The 24,191-nt window shown below is 37.3% G+C and carries 27 protein-coding genes; 19 read left to right on the top strand and 8 right to left on the bottom strand.

Annotated features, from left to right (window positions below):
- Positions 1-22 precede the first annotated feature (22 nt).
- From dnaI to ACVWXS_RS06835, 6 genes are all read left to right on the top strand, one after another.
- Entirely contained in the window at positions 23-952 is a 930-nt protein-coding gene (dnaI, locus tag ACVWXS_RS06810; RefSeq protein ID WP_368635974.1) for a primosomal protein DnaI, read from the top strand.
- Between the two features lie 416 nt (positions 953-1,368).
- Complete coding sequence (gene thrS, locus ACVWXS_RS06815; protein WP_374965661.1) at positions 1,369-3,300, top strand: threonine--tRNA ligase; 1,932 nt, start codon at positions 1,369-1,371, stop codon at positions 3,298-3,300.
- A 511-nt stretch (positions 3,301-3,811) separates the two neighbouring features.
- On the top strand, positions 3,812-4,315 hold the full coding sequence (infC, locus tag ACVWXS_RS06820; RefSeq protein ID WP_024363824.1) for a translation initiation factor IF-3: 504 nt from the start codon (positions 3,812-3,814) through the stop codon (positions 4,313-4,315).
- A gap of 31 nt (positions 4,316-4,346) precedes the next feature.
- On the top strand, positions 4,347-4,547 hold the full coding sequence (gene rpmI / locus ACVWXS_RS06825) for a 50S ribosomal protein L35 (protein WP_283869127.1): 201 nt from the start codon (positions 4,347-4,349) through the stop codon (positions 4,545-4,547).
- A gap of 60 nt (positions 4,548-4,607) precedes the next feature.
- Positions 4,608-4,967, top strand: coding sequence for a 50S ribosomal protein L20 (gene rplT, locus ACVWXS_RS06830; protein WP_049667524.1), 360 nt, complete (start codon positions 4,608-4,610; stop codon positions 4,965-4,967).
- A 135-nt stretch (positions 4,968-5,102) separates the two neighbouring features.
- Positions 5,103-5,363: a DUF1294 domain-containing protein gene (locus ACVWXS_RS06835; RefSeq protein WP_374965662.1), complete on the top strand. Its 261-nt coding sequence runs from the start codon at positions 5,103-5,105 to the stop codon at positions 5,361-5,363.
- A gap of 64 nt (positions 5,364-5,427) precedes the next feature.
- Here the strand turns inward: ACVWXS_RS06835 and ACVWXS_RS06840 are convergent, their stop codons facing one another.
- Positions 5,428-5,820, bottom strand: a complete 393-nt coding sequence (locus ACVWXS_RS06840) for a sigma-w pathway protein ysdB (protein WP_368635645.1) — start codon at positions 5,818-5,820, stop codon at positions 5,428-5,430.
- Between the two features lie 103 nt (positions 5,821-5,923).
- Between ACVWXS_RS06840 and ACVWXS_RS06845 the strand changes: the two genes are divergently transcribed.
- The 4 genes from ACVWXS_RS06845 to ACVWXS_RS06860 all read left to right on the top strand — a co-directional run bounded on the left by ACVWXS_RS06845 (position 5,924) and on the right by ACVWXS_RS06860 (position 8,530).
- Positions 5,924-6,409 (top strand): dUTP diphosphatase, encoded by a 486-nt coding sequence (locus ACVWXS_RS06845; RefSeq protein ID WP_374965664.1) that lies wholly within the window; start codon positions 5,924-5,926, stop codon positions 6,407-6,409.
- Positions 6,410-6,504: 95 nt separating this feature from the next.
- Positions 6,505-7,593, top strand: a complete 1,089-nt coding sequence (locus ACVWXS_RS06850) for a M42 family metallopeptidase (RefSeq protein WP_402984275.1) — start codon at positions 6,505-6,507, stop codon at positions 7,591-7,593.
- Positions 7,594-7,780: 187 nt separating this feature from the next.
- Positions 7,781-8,197: a hypothetical protein gene (locus ACVWXS_RS06855; RefSeq protein WP_402984278.1), complete on the top strand. Its 417-nt coding sequence runs from the start codon at positions 7,781-7,783 to the stop codon at positions 8,195-8,197.
- Positions 8,198-8,209: 12 nt separating this feature from the next.
- Positions 8,210-8,530 (top strand): hypothetical protein, encoded by a 321-nt coding sequence (locus tag ACVWXS_RS06860; protein WP_368635648.1) that lies wholly within the window; start codon positions 8,210-8,212, stop codon positions 8,528-8,530.
- Positions 8,531-8,733: 203 nt separating this feature from the next.
- Here the strand turns inward: ACVWXS_RS06860 and ACVWXS_RS06865 are convergent, their stop codons facing one another.
- Complete coding sequence (locus tag ACVWXS_RS06865; RefSeq protein ID WP_456957117.1) at positions 8,734-9,729, bottom strand: serine hydrolase domain-containing protein; 996 nt, start codon at positions 9,727-9,729, stop codon at positions 8,734-8,736.
- A 492-nt stretch (positions 9,730-10,221) separates the two neighbouring features.
- Between ACVWXS_RS06865 and argF the strand changes: the two genes are divergently transcribed.
- The gene (gene argF / locus ACVWXS_RS06870) at positions 10,222-11,187 is read left to right on the top strand and encodes an ornithine carbamoyltransferase (protein WP_456957119.1); all 966 of its coding nucleotides are present in this window, start codon (positions 10,222-10,224) and stop codon (positions 11,185-11,187) included.
- A 284-nt stretch (positions 11,188-11,471) separates the two neighbouring features.
- Here argF and ACVWXS_RS06875 read toward each other — a convergent pair whose 3' ends face one another.
- Together ACVWXS_RS06875 and sspI are read right to left on the bottom strand one after the other, a co-directional pair.
- Positions 11,472-12,851 carry an FAD-binding oxidoreductase gene (locus ACVWXS_RS06875; RefSeq protein ID WP_456957120.1) on the bottom strand — a complete coding sequence of 460 codons (1,380 nt, stop codon included), beginning with the start codon at positions 12,849-12,851 and terminating at the stop codon, positions 11,472-11,474.
- Between the two features lie 78 nt (positions 12,852-12,929).
- Complete coding sequence (gene sspI / locus ACVWXS_RS06880; protein WP_068983940.1) at positions 12,930-13,139, bottom strand: small acid-soluble spore protein SspI; 210 nt, start codon at positions 13,137-13,139, stop codon at positions 12,930-12,932.
- 236 nt (positions 13,140-13,375) lie between these two features.
- On the opposite strand from sspI, the gene ACVWXS_RS06885 reads away from it, so the two are divergent.
- From ACVWXS_RS06885 to ACVWXS_RS06895, 3 genes are all read left to right on the top strand, one after another.
- A complete protein-coding gene (locus ACVWXS_RS06885) occupies positions 13,376-13,900 on the top strand; it encodes a sigma-70 family RNA polymerase sigma factor (RefSeq protein WP_456957123.1) in 525 nt (174 codons plus the stop codon).
- A gap of 234 nt (positions 13,901-14,134) precedes the next feature.
- Positions 14,135-16,285 carry a bifunctional diguanylate cyclase/phosphodiesterase gene (locus tag ACVWXS_RS06890; RefSeq protein ID WP_456957125.1) on the top strand — a complete coding sequence of 717 codons (2,151 nt, stop codon included), beginning with the start codon at positions 14,135-14,137 and terminating at the stop codon, positions 16,283-16,285.
- A gap of 92 nt (positions 16,286-16,377) precedes the next feature.
- Complete coding sequence (locus tag ACVWXS_RS06895; protein ID WP_456957127.1) at positions 16,378-16,533, top strand: hypothetical protein; 156 nt, start codon at positions 16,378-16,380, stop codon at positions 16,531-16,533.
- A 111-nt stretch (positions 16,534-16,644) separates the two neighbouring features.
- Here ACVWXS_RS06895 and ACVWXS_RS06900 read toward each other — a convergent pair whose 3' ends face one another.
- From ACVWXS_RS06900 to ACVWXS_RS06910, 3 genes are all read right to left on the bottom strand, one after another.
- The gene (locus ACVWXS_RS06900; RefSeq protein WP_068983938.1) at positions 16,645-16,836 is read right to left on the bottom strand and encodes an H-type small acid-soluble spore protein; all 192 of its coding nucleotides are present in this window, start codon (positions 16,834-16,836) and stop codon (positions 16,645-16,647) included.
- Between the two features lie 12 nt (positions 16,837-16,848).
- Positions 16,849-17,010, bottom strand: coding sequence for a YfhD family protein (locus ACVWXS_RS06905; RefSeq protein ID WP_368635654.1), 162 nt, complete (start codon positions 17,008-17,010; stop codon positions 16,849-16,851).
- A 215-nt stretch (positions 17,011-17,225) separates the two neighbouring features.
- Complete coding sequence (locus ACVWXS_RS06910) at positions 17,226-18,641, bottom strand: LysM peptidoglycan-binding domain-containing protein (protein ID WP_456957130.1); 1,416 nt, start codon at positions 18,639-18,641, stop codon at positions 17,226-17,228.
- A gap of 167 nt (positions 18,642-18,808) precedes the next feature.
- Here ACVWXS_RS06910 and ACVWXS_RS06915 point away from each other — a divergent pair, with 167 nt between their 5' ends.
- From ACVWXS_RS06915 to ACVWXS_RS06925, 3 genes are all read left to right on the top strand, one after another.
- A complete protein-coding gene (locus ACVWXS_RS06915) occupies positions 18,809-20,158 on the top strand; it encodes an FAD-binding oxidoreductase (protein WP_456957132.1) in 1,350 nt (449 codons plus the stop codon).
- A gap of 300 nt (positions 20,159-20,458) precedes the next feature.
- Positions 20,459-21,250, top strand: a complete 792-nt coding sequence (locus tag ACVWXS_RS06920; protein WP_456957134.1) for an alpha/beta fold hydrolase — start codon at positions 20,459-20,461, stop codon at positions 21,248-21,250.
- Between the two features lie 23 nt (positions 21,251-21,273).
- Positions 21,274-22,254, top strand: a complete 981-nt coding sequence (locus tag ACVWXS_RS06925; protein ID WP_456957136.1) for a sensor domain-containing diguanylate cyclase — start codon at positions 21,274-21,276, stop codon at positions 22,252-22,254.
- 56 nt (positions 22,255-22,310) lie between these two features.
- Here the strand turns inward: ACVWXS_RS06925 and ACVWXS_RS06930 are convergent, their stop codons facing one another.
- The gene (locus tag ACVWXS_RS06930; protein ID WP_456957138.1) at positions 22,311-22,709 is read right to left on the bottom strand and encodes a (deoxy)nucleoside triphosphate pyrophosphohydrolase; all 399 of its coding nucleotides are present in this window, start codon (positions 22,707-22,709) and stop codon (positions 22,311-22,313) included.
- A gap of 226 nt (positions 22,710-22,935) precedes the next feature.
- Between ACVWXS_RS06930 and ACVWXS_RS06935 the strand changes: the two genes are divergently transcribed.
- Positions 22,936-23,700 carry a TrmH family RNA methyltransferase gene (locus ACVWXS_RS06935; protein WP_368635659.1) on the top strand — a complete coding sequence of 255 codons (765 nt, stop codon included), beginning with the start codon at positions 22,936-22,938 and terminating at the stop codon, positions 23,698-23,700.
- Positions 23,701-23,766: 66 nt separating this feature from the next.
- Entirely contained in the window at positions 23,767-24,003 is a 237-nt protein-coding gene (locus tag ACVWXS_RS06940; protein ID WP_456957140.1) for a hypothetical protein, read from the top strand.
- Positions 24,004-24,191 lie beyond the last annotated feature (188 nt).

Here is a 24,191-nt window from a genome sequence, read left to right on the forward strand (position 1 = left end):
AGGGTGAACGACAATCGAACCAATTAATGGACCATTAAAAAGAGCAATTAATGTACCATCATTTCAAGAACGTTACGAAGCGATGCGTCGAGAAATTTTAGAAAACCCTCGTGTACAAGAATTTTTAACAGAACATGCAAATGAGTTAAGCTATGCGACAATTGAACGTAATTTACCGAAGCTTCATGAGTTTATTAGTCAATCTACTACCTGCTGTGGCTGTGACAATACAGAAAGTTGTACAAACTATTTAAAAGGTTTTTTACCTACTTTACGTGTAGTGCGGAGTACCGTTGAAATTGATTATGTGCGATGTGAGCAAAAGATACGTGAGGAAGAGCGTCGTGACGTAGCTAATATGATTGCGAGCATGCATATGCCGAAGGATGTGCTGCAAGCGACAATTCAAGATTTACTCATTGACGATGAATCTCGTGTTATGATTGCGCAAAAAGCAGCACAATTTGTGAAGACAACATTAGAAACAGGAAAGCTCCCAGCAAAGGGTTATTATTTATACGGAAAATTTGGTGTAGGGAAATCTTTTGTACTTGGTGCACTTGCGAATGAGTTAGCCTCCATCAAAATTCGTTCAGTAGTCGTTTTCGTGCCTGAATTTTTACGAGAAATGAAAAATGCAATTGGCGATAATACATTGAATGAAAAAATTGACTATGTGAAAAAGGCCCCGGTGCTAATGCTTGATGATTTAGGAGCCGAAACAATGACCGCATGGACACGTGATGAAATTCTAGGGACTATTTTCCATTATCGTATGGCGGAGCAATTGCCAACGTTCATTACATCTAACTTTAATTATGATGAACTAGAGCATCATTTAGCACAGACGCAAAAAGGTGACATAGAAGTCGTAAAGGCTGGACGTATTATGGAACGTGTCAAAGCCTTAACAGAGCCGATTGAAATGCGCGGAAAAAATCGCCGTATGTAAGATTGACTGTTGCATTTTGCGACAATCGAGCGTATACTGTCACATATAATAATTAACAAAATGCATTGATGAGGACATGAATTTTGTGTATCAGCTTTTAGAGAGGGAAGTCATTGGCTGTAAGCTTCCTAGTTAGAGCACATCATTTACTACCTACTGAGCAGCGAAAGGGAAAATCTTTCGCCGGTCCCTAGCCCGTTAGCTAGCCTTGAGCTTCGTCTGACTTATTAGAGTCGGAAGGAAGAAGGGTGGAACCACGAGCATACGCTTCGTCCCTTTTGTTAGGGACGGAGCTTTTTTATTTTCTCGGGTAGTCGCTTGAATCTACTCACCAGGTAAAAGATGCTCAATCCGGAAAGTCTATACCGTTTTCTCAATCAATGTATCCCAGAAAAAAATTAAGGAGTGCAAACAAAATGTCAGATATGATTAAATTAACTTTCCCAGATGGCGCTGTAAAGGAATTTGCAAAAGGTACATCTACTGATGATGTGGCATTATCAATCAGCCCAGGACTTCGTAAAAAAGCGTATGCGGGTAAAGTAAACGGTGTCTTAGTTGATTTAAAAACACCAATTGAAGAGGACGCAACAATCTCGATTATTACACAAGATGATGAGGAAGCACTTGAAATTCTACGTCACTCGACTGCACACTTAACAGCACAAGCGATTAAACGTTTATTCCCAGAAGTTAAACTTGGAATTGGTCCAGTTATTGAAGGTGGATTCTACTATGATATTGATGCACCAACACCAATTACAGCTGAAGACCTACCAGTAATCGAAAAAGAAATGAAAAAAATTATCGCTGAAAACCTTGAAGTAGAGCGCAAAAATGTTAGCCGTGCAGAAGCACAAACAATCTATGAAGAAGTTGGCGATGAATACAAATTAGAATTACTTGAAGCAATTCCAGCAGATGAGCAAGTATCTATTTACCACCAAGGTGAATTTTTCGATCTTTGCCGAGGCATCCACGTACCATCAACTGGCAAGCTGCGTGAGTTCAAACTTCTTTCATTAGCGGGTGCTTACTGGAGAGGTAACTCAGATAACAAAATGCTACAACGTGTTTATGGTACAGCATTCTTTAAAAAAGAAGAATTAAAACATCACCTTCAAATGCTTGAAGAAGCAAAAGAACGTGATCACCGTAAAATCGGGAAAGAATTAGAATTATTTACAACTTCTCAAAAGGTTGGTCAAGGATTACCACTATGGCTACCAAATGGTGCGACAATCCGTCGTGTTATTGAGCGTTATATCGTAGATAAAGAGTTATCACTTGGTTACAAGCATGTTTACACACCAGTACTTGGTTCGAAAGAGCTTTACCAAACTTCTGGTCACTGGGATCACTACCAAGATTCCATTTTCCCACCAATGGAAATGGACAATGAAACATTAATTATGCGTCCGATGAACTGTCCTCACCATATGATGGTGTACAAAAACAGCATGCATTCTTATCGTAACCTACCATTACGTATTGCAGAGCTTGGTACAATGCACCGTTACGAAATGTCAGGAGCTGTTTCAGGCTTACAACGTGTACGTGGGATGACTTTAAACGATGCACATATCTTCGTTCGTCCAGACCAAATTAAAGTGGAATTCCAAAAAGTAGTACAGTTAATTTTAGAAGTTTACAAAGACTTCGATTTAAATGATTACTCATTCCGTTTATCTTACCGTGATCCAGCAGATACTGAGAAATACTTCGATGATGATGCAATGTGGGAAAAGGCACAAAGCATGTTAAAAGAAGCAATGGATGAGCTTGGCTTAGATTACTTCGAGGCTGAAGGTGAGGCTGCATTCTACGGTCCTAAACTTGACGTACAAGTGAAAACTGCAATTGGTAAGGAAGAAACTTTATCAACAGTACAGCTTGACTTCTTATTACCAGAGCGCTTTGACCTAACTTACGTTGGAGAAGATGGTAAACCACATCGCCCAGTTGTTATTCACCGTGGTGTTGTATCAACAATGGAACGCTTTGTTGCCTTCTTAATTGAAGAATATAAAGGTGCATTCCCAACTTGGTTAGCACCAGTACAAGTTGAAGTTATCCCGGTTTCAAACGAAGCACACTTTGATTATGCAAAACAAATTGAAGAGCAATTAACTGCAGCGGGCTTACGTGTTGAAATGGATGACCGTGAAGAAAAATTAGGCTACAAAATCCGTGAAGCACAAATGAAAAAAATCCCGTATATGCTTGTCATCGGTGATAAAGAAGTTGAGGCTGGTGGCGTTAACGTACGTCGTTACGGCTCAAAAGATTCAGAAACAATTAGCTTCCAAGACTTCTTAGCTAACATTAAAGCAGAAATTACAAAATAATTTTTTTGCCAGCGAAATCTAGGACACTTCTATAGAAAAGCGGCGAGTTAGACGAGATTCCGCATGTGGCGGAGGAGGCGACTCGCTGCTTGTCCTCTGAAAGAGAGTAGAAATCGCTGACAAGCATATGCTTTAGTGAAGAGTTTTAACTTCTATCTTAAGTCTAGAAAATAAGTTTTTAGGTTATTTTATTAGAAATAATTTAAATAAACATTTGACAGCTTATGTAGTACATGTTAATATAGTTAAGGTTAATGAATACAAAGTTTGTGGTTGAAGTAGAGGCTGCCCGCTTCTCACCTGATACAACGCTTTTAGGCTGTGAACAGGTATGACACGTTGAATTGTTTTGCGCTGACTTGCGCATGCACATATAGCGGGCGGACATCTTCAAGTGTCCGTCCTTTTTTTATGGACATGACAAGAGGATGTACCGTTCAACCGGGCAAGGCTTTGCCCAAACCATGTATTCGCGACAACTACTTGGAGGTGGATTACTATTAGCAAAGACATGTATGTAAACGAAGGCATTCGCGCACGTGAACTTCGATTAATCGATCACAATGGTGACCAGCTTGGTGTAAAGACACGTAACGAAGCGCTAGAAATCGCCACTCGTGTAAACTTGGATCTTGTCCTTGTGGCCCCTCAAGCCAAGCCGCCAGTCGCTCGTATCATGGACTATGGTAAATTTAAGTTTGAACAGCAAAAGAAAGACCGTGAAATTCGTAAAAATCAAAAGGTCATCGTAATGAAAGAGGTTCGTCTGAGCCCAACAATCGATGAGCATGATTTCCAAACGAAGCTACGTAATGCGATTAAATTCCTTGAAAAAGGCGATAAAGTAAAATGTAGCCTACGTTTCAAAGGTCGTGCGATTACACACAAAGACATTGGTCAACGTGTATTAGATCGTTTTGCTGAAGCTTGTGCTGAAGTATCGACGGTTGAACAAAAACCGAAGATGGAAGGCCGAAGCATGTTCTTAGTTCTTCAACCAAAGAACGAGAAATAATATTAGACGAACAGTTTAGGAGGAATTCGACATGCCAAAAATGAAAACTCACCGTGGAGCTGCGAAACGTTTCAAAAAAACGGGTTCAGGTAAATTAAAATATGACCGTGCTTATGGAAGCCACTTATTCGCAAACAAATCTACAAAACAAAAACGTCACCTACGTAAAGCAAACATCGTTTCATCTGGTGACTTCAAACGCATCCGTTCACTACTTGTTTACATGAAATAATTTGACTACACACAAAATAACTAACATTCATTTTTAAATGAAAAGCAGGAGGTAATTCATATGCCACGCGTAAAAGGCGGAACAGTGACGCGCAAGCGTCGTAAAAAGGTTTTAAAATTAGCTAAAGGTTACTATGGTTCAAAACATACATTATACAAAGTTGCAAACCAAGCAGTAATGAAGTCAGGTCAATATGCATACCGTGACCGTCGTCAGAAAAAACGTGATTTCCGTAAATTATGGATCACTCGTATCAACGCAGCTGCTCGCATGAACGGTCTTTCATACAGCCGTTTAATGCACGGTTTAAAAGTTGCTGGTATCGAAGTTAACCGTAAAATGTTAGCTGACCTAGCTGTAACTGATGCAGCAGCATTCACTCAATTAGCTGAATCTGCTAAAAAAGCAGTAGCAAAATAATTTTTGACGAAGTTAAAAATTATTTCTGCACCGAAAGCGAAGCGACAGGTGCAAAATTTCTTACAAGACTGATGGACTTATCCGTCAGTCTTTTTTGTGTTAGAGTAGTAAATAGTAAAAATAAAGGAGTACTCAATGGGACAAGCATTATTAGGTTATATGGCAGTTGTTTCTATAGTTCTGCTCGTGATGATGGGTATGGATAAATCAAAAGCGAAAAAGCATGAATGGCGTATTGCTGAACGTACGTTATTTACATTAGCAATTGCTGGTGGTGCAGTAGGTGGCGTACTAGGAATGTATTTATTCCGTCATAAAACACGCCATAACAGTTTTGCATTTGGATTCCCGTTACTAGCGGCTATTCAAATTTTTATCATCGTACAAATCTGGTGAAAAAACGCAAAAACATTCCGATAAATCGTAAAAAATGTTGCGATATATTAAAAACACATCCTCATCATGAGGATGTGTTGTGCATAAGCTTTTCAATGGGTTGTTTCCAGTTTATTTTTGCGCTTGGATAGTTCAATAGGATTTCCTGCTGTAGGTATTCAAAGTCTTTTCTCGAAAAACCTTGCAGTGTAGCGGCGTCACGGGCGCCAACAAAAATCGTAACAACTTCAAAGGCATCATCGGTAGTACCAAGGTATTTTTCACCTTCGAAAAGAGCACCCTTATAAGAGATAAAGAAATTTTTTCGGACATTTTTGACGTCATCATAAAAATAATAGTGGCCTCTTTCATAGGCTTCATCAAGTTTTCGCTTAGGATCGGTTATATAACGAATCGCTTTATAAAATACATAGATAATAAGCGCAATAACAGCAAGTCGAATAAGTAATGGCAACATTTTCAATTTCCCCCTTGAAGAAAGGTTATTCCCTCCTATACGATTGGAGGGGGCAATTAGTTTCACTTTTTATAAATATTTTTAAGAAATTTAGGAGAAAAAAATGAATTTACAACATTTGTATAAAATGCAGAAAGAGCTTGATGATTTCATCGAGAAAACACAAAAAATTGATCGTGATGTATTTAAAGAAAAAGGTTTAGCATTAATGGTAGAGCTGGGTGAACTTGCTAATGAAACACGTTGCTTTAAGTTTTGGAGCACAAAGGGACCCTCAGAGCGTGATGTGATTTTAGAGGAATATGTGGATTCGATTCATTTTATATTATCACTTGGCCTATTAAAAGGTTATACAGCGATAGAAAAATGGCCAGTAATTGAAGAGAAGCGAGATTTAACAGAGACATTTTTAATGACACAGGACTATATTTTAAAGTTTATTAGTCAACCAACAGAGGATAGTTATTTAGCTATTTGGCAATGCTATGGATTACTTGCGTACAATCTAGGCTTTACGTTTGAGGACGTTGTAGGGGCCTATATTGAGAAAAATGAAGAGAATTATAATCGTCAGCGTTCAGGATATTAAAGTAAGAAATACACCAATTTTCAGACGATTTAGGCTAGGAATATTTCGGTAAACGAAGTATAATAGAGGGGATACAAGAAGCAGGAGGAAAAAGGATGACACAACTAGATCCAACATTACAAATGTTTAAAGATTTAACGGATGCGAATGGTATTGCAGGTAATGAACGTGCACCACGTGAGGTTATGAAAAAATACATTGCACCATTTGCAGACTCAGTTGAAACAGATAATTTAGGAAGCGTCATTGCTAAAAAAGTTGGCGATGAAAATGGTCCTAAAATTATGGTTGCCGGTCATTTAGATGAAGTAGGCTTCATGGTTACCCAAATCGATGACAAAGGGTTCATCAAATTCCAAACTGTAGGCGGTTGGTGGAGCCAGGTTATGCTTGCGCAGCGTGTAACAATTACAACACGTAAAGGCGATGAAATTATTGGGGTTATTGGTTCAAAACCACCTCATATTTTACCAGCAGATGTGCGTAACAAAGTGGTAGACATTAAAGACATGTTTATCGATGTTGGTGCAGCTTCAAAAGATGAAGTACTTGAATGGGGCGTACGTCCTGGCGATATGGTCACACCATATTTTGAATTTAATGTGATGAAAAACGAAAAGTATCTATTAGCAAAAGCATGGGATAACCGCATTGGTTGTGCAATTGCAATAGATGTTATGAAAGCTTTGAAAAATGAAAAGCATCCTAATATCCTTTATTCTGTAGGGAACGTACAAGAGGAAGTAGGGCTTCGTGGTGCGAAAACCGCTACGCATAAAATCCAACCAGATATTGGCTTTGCTGTCGATGTAGGTGTAGCAGGAGACACACCAGGAGTAACTGCGAAGGAATCAACTAGTAAAATGGGCGCTGGTCCACAAATAGTTGTCTACGATGCCTCAATGGTATCACATCGTGGCTTACGTGAATTCGTTTTAGATGTAGCAGATGAGCATAATATTCCATACCAATTCGAAGCAATGGCTGGTGGCGGTACAGATGCTGGTTCCATGCACATTACTGCTAATGGAGTGCCAGCATTATCAATCGGTATTGCTACACGCTATATCCATTCACATGCTGGTATTTTACATCGTGATGATTATGATAATGCTGTAAAATTAATGGTGGAAGTTATTAAAAAATTAGACCGTGATGCAGTCAATAAGATTATTTTTGACTAATACAGTATAAAGAACTAAATTGAACTATTATTTTTGCCTTCTAACTAGGATGTTAGGAGGCTTTTCGCATTGGTTAGATCAAAGAAATATATCTGATTTACTAATTGGAGAATAGTGCTAGGAAGAATCAGAGTTTTTTGGTAATATATATGAATAAACATATTTTTTCTAGGAGGAACCTGCAATTATGATTATTAGTAAATCTACCGCAAGAGAAGTTGGTAATAAAATAGATAAGGTGTTAGGTGAAATAAAAGATGTTCAAGCGAACATTGACCGTTCTTCGGACAAAATCGACAATGAGTTGAATTCTTGTTCACGCGAATTAATTAACGCTCAAACTACATTGAATGAAATTCAACCACAAGTTGATATGTTGCTAGCGCAAGTTGGACAAGATGCGCCGCCTCATGTAAAAGCGATGCTAGAAAGCGTAGCTATGGGTATTACTGGTAAAGTGCAAAACGCATTAAATAACTTAACAGAAGTTCAGCGCAATGTAAAAGATGTTGATAAATTAACGGATGAAATTGATTCCTTCACTGACAGTGTTAATAAAAAAATTACTGAAATCGACGAATTAACAGATAAGCTACAAGGATAGGGGGAGCGACAGATGAACTCATATATGGGTGGAGGTCGAACGAATTGGAATAACAATCAGCGAGTTGCTGATTCAGTAGACCACACAGCTTCTCAAATCACTTTGGCTTGTGACATGATTACAAATGCTGGCATTAATTTCGAAGGTATTCAACAAGAATTGATGATGCTTGCGAATCAGCCAAGCCCACCAGAACCTGCGCAATTGATTAGCATAGCAAATCGCATTCAAACAACGAAGCGTCAAATTGATGATTCTGTACAAAAAGTGAAAGAATTTGCACGTAACATTGATTCTAAAACAGACGAAATTCAGAATCGTGGCGGTTGGTAAAGTGATTTGAATATTTGTTGTAAGTTATTAAAATCAACAATTAAACTGTGACGCAGTGAATAAAATTATTTTTGACTAAGCATTATAAGTAAAACAGCCCTCTTTTGTTTGAGGGCTGTTTTGTATTTTTTATGTCGATAAATACATAATCTCTCGATAAAAATGAAAAGCGAAGAATTTCATTTTGTATTCAGATAAAGTATCTATTCATCTTTTAAAAGCTTTAAGATATCTCTACCAATTTGTCCAGGATTTATTGTCAATATATTCGATCGATAGTTGGATAGAACAACGACCCCTGTTTGCTGTGTTTTATCAAACCCTAAATAACTAGAGAATCCTTTTGTTGAACCGTTATGCCAAATAATATCGTCCTCAAGAAGCCATCCTAAACCAATACTTAAATCTTTTGAAATAGTTTCAGTAGCTTGGTGTGTGAATGTATAGCCTAAATTTTCATCGCTTAAATGAGCTTTCATAAATTTTAATAGGTCATCGACAGTTGAACGGATTGCCCCTGCTGCCATAAAGTTATTCATATGGAGAGGAGGCTTTTTATGCCCTCGGATACCGTATCCTTGTAATATCGTCTCCTTTTTATCAGAAGGGATAGAAATAAATGTATTTGGCAAATCTAAAGGATCTGTAATTCTTTGTTTGATGGCTGTTTCAAAATCTGTGTGAAGCGTATTGGCCAAAATATACCCTAAAAGCCCCATGCCTACATTTGAATATCTAAACTTAACTTTTGGCTCGTTTGTATGTGTTTTAAAATAATGTATAGTCTCATCCAGTGAATATTGGCAAAAAGGATCACGAGGTGTTTGAGTATCAAAAAGATTGTAAATATTTTTAAGCACACCTATACCTGGCAGACCTGATGTATGATTTGCTAGACGTTTTAGCGTCACAGGGTGATGATCAGGGAGTGCAGAAAAATAGTTGCCGATGGAATCTTCTAAATGAACTTTACCTTCCTGAAGCATTTCACCTAATATTGACGTAGTAAAAACTTTAGAAATGGACCCAACCTCATATACATAAGGCTTTTCTTCGAGCATAAAATTAGAGCCATTGAAAGTAAAAGTAGCTTCTTGGTGTTGATCAATAATGCCGATGGACAAAGCAACATTTGGGCGAGTTTTTATAAAAGGATAAGCAATATTAAATATGTCCTTTTTTAAATCATATAAATCCACAATAGTACCTCCATTACAAACGTTTATTTTTCTGTTGATCTGAAATAATAGAATGTAATTTCAAAAATATGTATTTTCCATGTAACAAATCCTCTTTATGGAGCTTTGTATAATATTTATAAATGATAGCAAGCTTCATTTCCTTTTGCTTCTGAAAACAAAGAATCCTCGTGTATCTAACTCGATAATCACTTCTCTGCAATCTTTTTAACAATCTCTTACTAAGATGTACCAGCTCTTTATCCATTTATTTTACCACTAAAATAATCAATACATTTTAATTATAAAAATGGAATAACAATAATGCAATTATCTGGAATGTGGTGCTGAGGATTAAAATATTGATTTATGAATAAAAATTCAATAATTCGCATTTTAGTCACATTTTAAGAAAGAATTCCAATTTTTGAAAATAAACATAAAAATTCAGTTGATTTTATATTTATGCATGCTATACTTGATTCAACAGTAACGAAATAAGGAGCGAATGCTATGAAATTACTCGAGGAAGTACAGTTGAAGTTAGTGTCTAGCTTAAAGGGTAAAGATTTACTAACCTTGCTAGATTATACAAGTGAAGAAGTTCAACAGTTAGTTGAATTAGCAACACAGCTGAAAATAATTACAAAAGAAGAGAAATGTCCGAAGCTGCTAGAAGGTAAGACGCTCGGCATGATTTTTGAAAAACATTCAACTCGTACTCGTATTTCATTTGAAGTAGGCATGAATCAATTAGGTGGAAAAGGTATGTTTATGCATGCGCGTGATTTGCAAATTGGTCGTGGTGAATCGATTTATGATACAGCACATGTATTATCAGGCTATTTAGATGGTATTATGATTCGTGCAAATTCTCATGCTATGGTGAAGGAGCTTGCAGAGCATGCATCTATACCTGTTATTAATGGACTAACGGATATTTATCACCCATGCCAAGCTTTAGCTGATTTAGAAACAATCGCTGAACATAAAGGGGAACTAAAGGGCCTTAAAATTGCCTATGTTGGAGATGGCAACAATGTGGCGCACTCATTAGTGGTAGCTTCTGCACATGTAGGAATGAACGTAGCAGTTGCAACGCCAATTGGCTATGAATGTGATGCAGAGGTGATTGCAAAAGCACAGGCTATCGCCGCAGCAAATGGTAGTACTATTACAATCACAAATGATCCTGTAGAAGCGGTTTTACATGCGGACGTAGTGTACGCAGATGTTTGGACATCGATGGGGCAAGAAGAGGAAACGGCAAAACGTCTAGAAGACTTTGCAGGTTACCAAATTAATGATGAACTTGTTGCATACGCTAAGCCGAATTACATGTTCCTGCACTGTTTACCAGCGCATCGTGAAGAAGAAGTAGCAGCATCTGTTATTGATGGTCCAAATTCTTACATCTTTGAGCAAGCAGAAAACAGACTCCATGCACAAAAAGCAGTGCTAGCCTCAATTCTAGCTTAATTTGTGACATATACTTCTCGGGTTGAGAAGTACTAGATATATAGAGTTCTCATTGGCAACAGGGGGTGTCAATGAGAATAACATAACAGTGGTGTGCAGACAGAGGGATGTTAGCCACGCGCGATGTATGTTGTCAAGGTGGATGACCACATCGCTACATAGTAAAGTAACCTGGGAGACGCTAGGTTGCTTTTTTTCTTGTTTAGCGGGTATTCATTTGATGATCTATAAAAAGGAACCCATTGATATCCAACGGGTACCTTTGTTTAAAAGTGATAATAAGTCTACATAGTGAAAATTTTCCCTGGATTCATAATATTATGTGGGTCAAGTGCTGCCTTGATGCTCTTCATCACCAATAGAGATGTTCCATGCTCTGTAGACTGATATTTCATTTTTCCAATACCAACACCATGTTCACCGGTACAAGTGCCACCACGTAGTAGAGCATATTGGACAATATGTTCATTGAAGCGGTCGGCTTTTGCTTGTTCCTCAGCATCATTTGGATCTAACATTAACAGGGCATGGAAGTTACCGTCTCCAACATGACCTACAATTCCGCCTGCAAGACCAACTTGCTCAAGCTGTTCACGAGCATATAAAACAGAATCAGCAAGCATAGATATGGGTACACAAACGTCAGTCGACATAAGCTTTTTCCCCGGATAGGCATGGATATATGCATAGGCCAATGAATGGCGCGCCTCCCAGAGCTTATTACGTGCTGCATTGTCTTGTTCAAATTCTACAGAAAGACAACCAAAGTCCTCAAAAATTTCGCTAGCAAATTCTATATCAGCATGCATACCTGCTTCATTTCCGTGAAATTCTAAAAATAGTGTTGGTTTTTCATTATAGGATGTTTCATTATAAATATTAGCTTGTTTGATAGAGGCTTCATCGACCAGTTCAACACGACCAATTGAAATACCCGCCTGCAACAATGCGGTTACTGCACTGACAGCATCGCCAACTGTCGCAAAAACTGCGCGTCCTGCAGTGACAAATTCAGGTATACCATAAACTTGTAAAGTTAATTCTGTAAAGCAACCTAGAGTACCTTCAGAGCCAATGAAAAGGCCATTCAAGTGATAACCAGAAGAAGATTTTGCTGCTAAGCTACCGGTATGAATGACTGAGCCATCTGCGAGTACAACCTCTAAATCTCGTACTTGATCGCGCATCACTCCATAGCGCACTGCTGTTGTTCCGCTGGCATTTGTCGCTGCCATTCCACCAAGTGTAGCATCAGCACCAGGATCAACAGTGAATTGAAGCCCATGTTTTTTTAATTCTTTATTTAATTGGGCACGTGTTACACCTGGTTGTACTTTCACTAGCAGGTCATCTGGTCGAATCTCTAAAATAGTATTCATTTCAGAGAAATCGATAGAAATGCCATTTGCAATAGGGATTGCATTTCCTTCCAAGCTTGAGCCAACACCGAAAGGTACGACGGGTACACGTTCCACATGCGCAATTTTTAAGATGGCACTGACATCGGCCGTGGAACGAGGAAAGACAACGATATCTGGTAAGCTCATTGAATGATGAGATTCGTCCCTTCCATGTAGCTGTCGCACTGTTTCGTTTGTTGACACCTGTTCCTCAGTTAAAACCTCTTTTAGTTGATTTACTATTAATTCTACAGCAACAGTCATTCCAATCCCTCCAAATTTTCTGATAAATAAAACTTTATCACGCATTTATTGGAAATGGAATGAACTGTCTATAAAAAATTAGTGAGCAAAGACTTTTTCTAGTTTTTGAACAAATGCATCCTGCTCAGCAGGACTAGATTGCTGCCACCATTTTTCGAAAAATACACCAAGCCCTGGCAGTAAATGCTCTTCACCACGGCTAATAGCATCCTCGACAATATCCTTGAATTCAGCCGCAGATTGACCATGTACGTTTGTCGTAATCGCATCTCTTATTTGAAAATTCATCTATTTCGCCTCCTTAGTAGTAATCTGTCCAACCTTTTTAGAAATATGTATAGAAATCCAGTAAAAACATATGATTTATGAAATATCGTACTGTTGTAATGTATAAATATTAAGTATGGTTTATAAAAACTCTCTAGTTATATCGTCAAAAGGGCCGTTCGACATACTGGTAGTATAATAATTAAGATAGAGGCACCTAGGAATAATGGACTGTGCATAGTCGACAGGAAAATAGGATGACAACACAGCGTAATAAGCAAAAGTTATCACCTGAACAACCATTTGAAGAAGTATTGGAATTTGTCCAGCCAATGATCACGTCGATTTTATTAAAGTGCCGAATTTACAAGGATTTTGAATATTATCGTCATATAGCATCTATAGCTGTTTGGGAGGCTTGGCGCAAAGCGGATCCAACAAAAGGGCAGTTTTCTGCTTATATTTATACATGCGTCAAAGGAGAAATTTTAAAAGAACTTTCAAAGGAGAGCCTATTTCTAAAGAATTATACACCTATGGACAATGAAACGATAAATTATGTTCATGATTATGAAATAAGTAAGAGAAATCCCATTCATATAGAATGTATTATGTCCTGTTTAAAAAAAGAAGAAAGAAAAATATTACTACTTTTTTATGTAGAAGGTTATAGTTACTCGGAAATAGCTAAAGAACTAGGTTTATCTGTAGATGCAGTTAAAAAAAGACGCACAAGAATAATGATTAAACTGCGTGAACTGTTATCTTCTAGAGAAGAATAGAGCGATAAAACATCAAAAGTATGCTAATATCAAAATGGAAAATGAATATTAGCATACTTTCGTTTTGGCATAAAAATGTTATGATTTGTAAGAAATTAATAAAAAGGCTTATCACCATCATGTAGAGGTGATTTCCGTGGAATGTGTAGTCAGATACATATTTTGATGAAGAGCCTCCTTTGGATAGATAAAATTACCTATTTAAAGATATATATTGGGTATGGAGGGTTTTTGTTGAATCAATTAGAGTTAGAAAAGAAAGAGGTTTGGTATATAGTATTGCCATTATTACTAGTTATACCACTATTAGGTATAAGTGATCGGATATTCGATATTTTTAAGGAAGAAAGCTACATATGCTTGGATTTGATTATACAAATACTAATTATTGTTTGTACGATGGCAATCGCTATTCAATCTTGGCTCGTTTTTCCACACTTATTATCAAATCAAATATTATACATAGGTAATTTATTTTTTGTCATCGCCTTGTTGGAAATAGTGAGCTTAGTTATTACACAAAACCCAATGGCTGAAACACAATATATGGAAATGCTTTTACATATAATAGAGCGATTGTGCTTATCAATCGGTTTTCTCTTTATTATTTTAAAGCCCAAAGAACGCTTAAGGATGAATGTTCGTATTTATACATATGGAAGTTCCTTACTATTTGTATTGTTGAGTTTTGTATTAGTATATTGCTCTTCAAAATATTTCTTGCTTGAAGAACCATTGTTGAATAAAGTTAAGACTATTGTCCATTTGTTGTCTGCTGTCTTACAAGGTACAACGATCGTGATTTTAAGTAAGTATATAAAACAGTTGCCCAAACGAGAAATATGGCTAAATAGCGCTGCAATTTATTTAATTATTAGTGATATTTTCTTTGTTTTCATTAAAGATAGGGAATCTATTTGGGGTTTTTCAGCACTTATTTATCAATTTTTTGCATTCTACTTTTTCCTAAAAGCACTATTTTATACATCGGTCGAAAAACCGTATCGGCAATTACTGAAAATAAAGCAAGACCTTGAGTATTCGCAACAGGAGCTACGCTTTCAAGCTTTTCATGATGATATTACAGGGCTCCCGAATGAACATCTATTATTAAAAACCTTAAAAGAGGATTTACATGCCAATAACCATCAAAAAGCAATCATTGCTATTGAGATTGATCGCCTTGCAGCCATCCGCTCGTCTATAGGTATTAGCTATTCCAATGAAATGATGAAGCGCGTGGCTGAGAGAATACAAGCTATATTACCGCCTCATTATTATGCAACCAAGCTTCGTGAGGGGCAGTTTATTATTTATATTGATCATGTAACAACAAGTGAAGAGCTATTACAATTTTGCTTTAACTTGAAGGATGCTATGAAAAAACCGTTACAAGTACAATTATTTTCGCTTAACGGAAATCTTAATTTTGGAATTGCACTGCATGCTGAGGATTGCTCAGGTGAAGAGCTTTTAATGCATGCTCAGTTAGCGATGCGAGACGCGAGTCAAATGCCTCAAAGATTTCTTTTCTATAAGCCATATATGTCAAATGGCATTGCTGACCGTATATTGATTGAGCAAGAGCTTCATAAGGCGTTAGCTAATGAAGAATTTTATTTGGATTTTCAGCCACAGGTAAATTTAAAAACTAGTAAAATTGAATCGGTGGAAGCGCTAGTACGGTGGCGTCATCCAACGCGCGGGTTTGTTTCACCGGAGTTGTTTATCCCAATTGCAGAAGAATCTGGACTAATTATTCCATTAGGGAAATGGATTTTAGAGACAGCATGCGTTCAAGCGAAGACATGGGAGAAGCAAGGTTTGCCACCAATGAAGGTTGCTGTTAATTTATCTCTTGGGCAATTATTTCAACAAGATTTAGTACAAATGGTACAAGAAATTTTACAACGTACAAATTTAGAGCCAAAATATTTACAATTAGAAATTACGGAAAGTATGACGATGAATATCGATCAAATGACACAGCTACTTCATGAATTAAAGGCAATTGGTATCCAAATTGCCGTTGATGACTTTGGAACAGGGTATTCGTCGCTTTCGTATCTCAAAGATTTTCCAATTGATTGCTTAAAAATTGACCGGGCATTTGTTCGAAATATTCAGCATAATCAAAATGATGAAGCACTCGTTTCTATGATTTTATCAATGGCGAAGCATTTGCGATTAAAGGTTGTTGCCGAAGGAATTGAGGAAGTCGAGCAGCTTGCTTTTTTAATTGAGGGTGATTGCGATTATATTCAGGGCTATTTATTTAGTAAGCCGATTTCTGCTGAACAGATTGCGAATAACTACAAAGACTTACACAATCGAGCAAGTGATATTTTAACAGGGATGAAATATGAAGAGGATTACATCATTTAAAGTTGAAATTTTCATATCATCACCATAACGTGTGGTTGATTTCCGTTCCGACTGGGAGCGTCCGCTGAGCCGCTTGGGGCAACAGATGTTTTTTGCGCGAAAGTGAAGTGCTAACGAAGCGGCAGCAGCACGATGTTTTTTGCGCGAAAGCGAAGCGACAGCAGCACGATGTTTTTTGCGCGAAAGCGAAGCGACAGCAGCACGATGTTGGTCACGAAGACGTTATCACAGGACGTGATGTTTTATAGCATGCTCTACTTCCGTTTAATGGATTTATATATTGGCAATATGTATTTTCAAAAAGAAAAAATCTGCTTACTTAAACACACTGTAAGTAAGCAGATTTTTATTATGAGGTTTTAATGCGCGAGGTATTCTTCCTTTAATTCTCCTACGTCTACTTCGGAACGTTCCTCTAAAGAACGACGTAAATGAACAGTTGCTGTTTTACCATCATCATGAAGCTTGTCAATCCAGACGGATACGCCATTATAGCTTACTTCATATTCTGATGGAGAGGCGACAATTTCTTGTGCACGTTTATAATCCACTTGTTGTACCCCTTATTTTTTTGTCTTTTTTTCTTTAGTAACTGAATTAATAAGGTCCATAAACTCTTGAGAAAATTCTTCACTAACTTTGTTTGGCGCTATTTTTTGATTTTTTGGTGTTTGAGGCAATGACCCTTTGTTGGCGCTTTGCCCTTGCTTATTGTCTCTTCCCATGTTTAGTTTCTCCTTTCGTTTTGATATTTCTTAATATGGCTTTCAATTGATTTTTTTATAATAGGAAAAACTGGGGAAGAGTAAGGGTTAATGTAGACATGTATAAATCATTTTTGTGTTAATAGAAAATCCTTAACTACGTAAACTAAGCTTACTTTTATAATGGGTATTTGATGTAGCCAATGTCATCTCCAACTTTGGATGATGAGTCGTCTTTATAAAGAAACCTTTTTGATGGTAAAATCATTATTTAATAGTGCCCAATTTTGTGGGAAAGGAAAACCTAATGCCCAATAACTAATACCTCGGAGATTATATTGCTTCACCATGTCAAACTTAGCTTGTGCACTTCTAGCATCTTCAAACCATACCTCATGATTTCTACCTTGTTCATCCACATAACGAAAATAGGGTGATTGTGCGATCCTATCATATTGTATGATTGCGCCATATTTTACAGCTCTGTTTATGGCTTCTTGAGAACTGAATGTTTCTGCTTCTTGCCCTTTAACATGCGGCAGAAGCCAATCGCGAGCATAAATTTGAAAACCTAAAAATATTTTGTCAGCAGGCATTACTGATAAAGCATATTCTACAACTTTTCTCATTTCATTAATGGGTGAAATAGCTTGTGGTGGACCAAGTCGATAGCCCCACTCATATGTCATTAAAATTACAAAATCTGCAATTCTTCCGTGTGCCTCATAATCATGTGCCTCATATAATGTTCCTGCCTGGGTTGCGCTCGTCTTTGGTGCAAGTGCCGTTGAGACTAGGAATCCTTTTGGGTGAAGACGGTCAACAGCTAACTGAAGAAAGTCATTGTAATTTTCCCGATCTGCTGGAAGTACATTTTCAAAATCAATATTTAATACTTTATAGCCTTTCTCTTCCATCACTTGCAGGGCATTGTTGATGACCTTTTCCTGTAATGCTGCACTAGATAAAATAACATGCGCTAAGTTGGAGCCTGCTTCTGTGGAAGAGAAATTCGTCAGAGTTAACATAGGTGTAATGTTTTTGGCAATAGCTGCTTCAAGCATTTCTTTATCTTCTACAGGCTGTAAAGATCCATCCTCCTTAATCATATAAGCAAAGGGGCTAAAATAAGTAAGAAGATGACCGATTGCGTTAATCGAACGAACAGCTTCTTCAGGCTTTTGATACGTATAAGCATTTACTTCAATGGAAGGCTTAGCTCTCGGAATAATCAAACGTGTGCCAGCATAAATCATATTTGGGTTTGCAATTCCATTTTCCACAACGATTGCTTGAACGGTCGTACCATATTGATTGGCAATTTGCGATAGTGTCTCTCCAGGCTGCACGATATGTGTAATAGGTGGAATTACGAGCTGAGTTCCAGGTGTTAAAACATCTGGATTTGTTAAATGATTTTCTGTGATAATTGATTGAATAGGCACACTATATTGTTGAGCAATTGACCATAAAGTGTCGCCCCTTTTTACCGTATGAGTTGTATAAGGAGAGGGGATCACGAGTGATTGTCCGATGACTAATTGATTTGGATGAGATAATGCGTTTAATTGGATAATGGAATTGATAGGTACGGAATAGTGGTTTGCAATTTGCCAAAGGGTTTCACCAGCGCTCACCACATGAATAATCATTAGAACACCTCCTAGGTAGTCTCAATATAGCATCATATGTATGAATAAAGAGAATGAGCATTTATCTTTAATTTTTAAGCGATAAAAATTTCAATCTTCATATTCTTTCCAAGTGATAAGCATAGGATAAAACATTGCATTGCATCATTTGAGAGAGGAGCTGTATTTTGAAGAAAGTAAAGCTCACAGGAAGAATTGTTACCCCTAAAGATCCGGACTATAAGCAAGCAAGAACAAATAATAACTTAAATGATCCCAAATTTCCGAGTATCATTGTATTTTGTCGACATAAGAAAGACGTTATCAACGCATTAAGATGGGCGAGAGAAAATAATGAACCATTTCGAATCAGAAGTGGGAGACATAGCTATGAAAATTATTCAATATTAAATGAAGGTCTTGTTATAGATGTTAGTGATATGAATGAAATAACAATTAACCAGCAAGATATGACAGCGAAAATTGAAGCAGGTGCTAATTTAGGAGAAGTATATCGGGTATTATGGGAAAATGGCTTTACAATCCCGGCAGGAACTGAAGGGAGTGTAGGGGTTGTTGGTTTGACGCTTGGTGGGGGAATTGGCATGTTATCGCGTCCATTTGGGCTAACATGTGACAATTTACTGGAACTTGAAATGGTTGTTGCAAGTGGCCATGAAGGGGCTGAAGTAATCCAAGCTGACAAGCAGAAAAATAGTGATTTATTTTGGGCAAGTTGTGGCGGGGGCGGTGGGAATTTTGGCATCGTTACAGCTCTTACATTTAAACTGCATCCTATTTCTAACGTATCGATTTTCTCCATTACATGGGGATGGGAAGATTTTGAACGAGCCTTTGACGCATGGCAAAAATGGGCACCTTATACAGATGAACGTTTGACCTCACAAATTGAGCTTAAATCTAAGCAAGTGGGTGATATTGTTGCTCAAGGTGAGTTTATAGGTACAGCATCTGAGTTAAAGAAACTACTCCGTCCATTGAGGAAAACAGGGTCACCAACGAATATATGGATAAAGGAAGTACCTTATATTAAAGCTGTAGAATTTTTCGACTTAACGAGCGGCAACAAACCAGCCCTTCGTAAAAGGTCAGGATCCTTTATTGAAAGGCCATTCCCTCATGCTGCCATTGTAGAAATGAAAGAATTTTTATCTAACGCTCCAAATAGAAATACGACCATTTGGCAGCAATCTCTTAGAGGCGCGGTAAGTCAAATTGCGTCAAGCCGAACAGCTTATTATTATAGAAATGCTTTAATTGCTCAGGAGTATATTACCTCATGGGAAAAGGCTAAAGAAGAAGAAAAAAATATTCAGTGGGTCGAGAATTTAAGACGGGCTTTGTCACCTTTCACTGTTGGAGATTATGTGAATTTCCCTGATCGTTATATAAAAGATTGGCCAACTGCCTATTATGGTCGTAATCTTAGAATGCTTAGAGAAGTAAAGGGAAAATACGATCCGTTTAATGTATTTCATTTTCCTCAAAGTATTCCGCCATATAGAAAATGGCTTTAAATGAAAGGTAATAAATACTGAAAAATCAATTAAGAGCAAAATGCAGAGCATATTCTAAGCATTTTGCTCTTTTGCAATAATTTCCTTAGTTTATCCCGCATTAATGGGCAGTAATTTATCTGTATCGGAAGCAAAGAAATAAGTTGTGAGGATAACTGCCGTAAAATTTCGATTGGTGAAGACTAATAATTAGGAGGATAAAGAACCTCTACTAAATTAAAGTTTTACTTTATCTTGATAATTATTGTCCTCAAGGTCAAAATGAAGGTATTACTTAAATTTCTAAAGGGAGTAAATGCGATGATTGATGTAATTGTACGTAATAATGTGAAAATAATAGGCAAAGGGAATCAAACTATTATTTTTGCGCATGGCTTTGGTTGCGATCAAAATATGTGGCGCTTTATCACACCTGCATTTGAAGAAAATTTTCAAGTAATATTGTTTGATTATGTCGGCTCAGGAAAATCGGATTTAAGTGCCTATAAATCTGAAAAATACAATACTTTACATGGTTATGTACAGGATATATTAGACATAATCGATTTTTTGAAATTGAAAGAGATTATATTTGTTGGACATTCTATTAGCTCAATGATAGGAATGTTAGCATCGATAAAACGACCTGAATCTTTCAAGAAATTGGTGATGATTGGACCATCTCCATGTTATTTAAATGACGGTGCTTATCATGGCGGTTTCGAACTAAGTGATATTACAGAACTACTGGATATGATGGAAATGAATTTTTCGGGATGGGCAAGTTACTTGGCTCCTATAGCTATGAAAAATCCTGAGATTCCTAGTCTATCACAAGAGTTGGAGCAAACTTTTATTGCAGCTAATCCTGTTATTGCTAGAGAATTTGCGGAAGTAACTTTTTTATCGGATTATCGTGACGACTTAGTTAAAGCGACAGTTCCATCACTTATTATGCAATGTTCAGATGATAGTATTGTGCCGATTGAGATAGGGGATTTTTTACATATTCACTTAACAAATAGTACATTGATCGTAATGGAGGCAAAGGGTCATTACCCACATATTAGCCATCCAGAAGAAACGATTCGCTGTATCAAAGCATTTTTGTAAGAAACATGAAAGGATATTCAAGAATGGATAAACAATTGAACTATGCACCTTGTGGTTTTCTTTCCATTACGCATGAAGGGATTATAACAGAAGTGAATCAAACTTTTCTCAAATGGTTGGGCTACGAACAGGCAGATGTGTTAAATAAGCATATTGAATTTCTCATGTCTACGCCTAATAAGCTGATTTTTCATTCTTATTTTTACCCTACCATTAATTTACATAAATGTGTTGAGGAGTTTTTTATTAGTTTTAAGCATTTGGATGGTATTTCTAATCCATATTTGTTGAATGCTAGGCTGTATACTGAGGATGAAATGGAGCGAATTGATTGTATTTTAGTGAAGATGAAGAAGCGTATTGATTATGAATTAGAATTAAGATCAGCTAAAAAACAAATGGAAGCAGCTTATATTGATAAGGATCGAGCATTAGCAAAATTAGAAAGGATTCATCTAGAAATCGAACAGAAACAAGCAGAGCTATTAGAAATGAATGCGACATTAATAGAATTATCAGTTACAGATAAGCTAACAGGTTTGAAAAATAGAAGGTTCTTTCAAGAAAAACTAGAAGTACAGTTTGCCATTTTCGACGAAACTGCAAAATCGTTTTCACTCTTTATTTTAGATATCGATCATTTCAAAATAGTAAATGACACATTCGGTCATCAAGTTGGAGATGAAGTCCTTGTACAATTAGCACAAATATTAAAAACTCAGGCTCCTTCAGAAGATATGGTCGCACGTTATGGAGGAGAAGAATTCGTTGTCATTTTACCTGAAACTGAACAGGACGAGGCTAAAGAGATCGCTGAGTATTTACGATGGGCTGTTGAACATGCGAAATGGCAAACTGGAAAAATAACAGTGAGTATCGGAATTGCGACAGCGACCATAAGGGATAGTGAGGCTACAATTTTAAAAAGAGCTGATGAAGCTTTATATGCCTCTAAGGAAAATGGACGAAATAGGGCAACACATTGTATGGATTTGAATAAATAAAAGGGTGGCAATTAAGGTATTTTCTTAATTGTCACCCTTTTGATTATAAATAGTAACTATATGTTTTCAGCTAGTATTTTTTTAATTGCTGGAATATCGGCAGGAGCGAAATTAAGCTCTAGAAGTTGATTTCGAGGAACCCATCTAATTTCAGCATGTTCTAGCACGATAGGCTCCCCCTTTATGATTGTAGCCTTATATGTTTCTAAGCGAACTATAAATTTTTCATATTCATGAATGGTATCTTCTACTTTTTCTCCAACTTGTATAGAGCAATTAAATTCCTCTAATATTTCACGGGATAAAGCTTGTTTAGGTGATTCCCCCTCTTCGATTTTACCACCAGGAAACTCCCAATAATTTGCTAGTACCATATTAGGATTTCTTAACGCACAAAAAATTTCATGCTTATCATTTTCAATAATTGCGCCTACGACATGTACATTTTTTTTCATTCATATCATCCTTAAGTTTATTTATGTATTCATGGAATCAGTAAGGTAAGATCATTTATTAACCATCAAATGGACAATCGTTCTGTTTTCTTAAAATATTGAAAATTATAACATGTATCTCGGTGATGAACATAACTTTATAATGGTTTTCGTATAACTATGTAATTTGTCATTTTCTACTGTATAATAATGAACAGTAAAAAGGAAAAAGGCGGTACGAGTTACGATGAAAAAAATTGAATCTACGCAAAATTCGTTAGTGAAATATTGGAAGAAGCTAGCAACAACGCGTAAAGAGCGTGAAAGATCTGGGGAGTTCATAGTAGAAGGATTCCATTTGGTGGAGGAAGCATTAAAAAATAAGGAACAGGTGCTACAGCTAATTGTACGTGAAGGTGTAGATTTACCAATGCTTTGGCCGATTGATCATGTAGCCATTGTTGAAATAACAGCGGCTGTTGCCAAGGAATTTGCTGAAACGGAGACGTCTCAAGGTGTATTTGCAGTTTGTAAGCAGCCTTTGTTAGAACAAGATGTAATGGTTTCATGGCGCAAAGTACTACTAATTGATGCTGTCCAAGATCCAGGAAATATTGGAACGATGATTCGCACAGCGGATGCTGCTGGCTTAGATGCAGTCATATTAGGTAAAGGGTGTGCCGATTTATATAATCCTAAAACGCTTCGCTCTGCACAGGGCTCACATTTCCATATTCCTGTCATCCGAGGTGATTTAGAGGAATGGATTGAGCAGTTACAGGATAATGGTGTACCAGTATTTGGAACTGCTTTAGATGAAGAAGCGGTTGTCTATAGTGATATTGAGCATACGGGTGCATTCGCTATTATGATGGGGAATGAAGGTAGTGGGATTCAGCCACAGTTACTTTCAATGACAGATCAAAATATTATTATCCCAATTTTTGGCCAAGCAGAGTCGCTAAATGTAGCAGTGGCAACGGGAATCGTTTTATATGGATTTGTTAAGTAGTTAATAATCGCAATCACACCTGTAATTGCAAGAATATGGTGAAATCGTATGCAATGTACTAGTTGATTGGAGTGGAGGCTGGGCGACTCCTTGGGGATCAGCGATAGAGGAACGAAGGCTAAGAGCATCACGTCCTGTGATAACGCCTTCGTGACCAACATCCTGTTGGCCCGAGACCCTGGAGCGAGCAACGCGAGTGAAGCGGCTCATCGGACGCCCCCAGGAAGCTTTGCTCTGTGCGAAAGCGAAGCGTCAGCAACAAAGCGCCCAGTCGGAACGGAAATCAACCACACGTTATGGTGAGGAGCCTAAAATTACCGATTGAACCATCAATATCGATGGCAATAGGCACATAGCTCTTGATTTGAATTGGTATAGTATTGTATAATCACATGTAAAATGTAAGCTTGAATACAAAAATGCTTTGACCGGGAAGTAGTAAAGATTGTGAATGGACGACAGGGAGCGTAGGCCGGAGATTGAGAGCCAAC

The sequence above is a fragment of the Lysinibacillus sp. TE18511 genome (assembly GCF_054062295.1).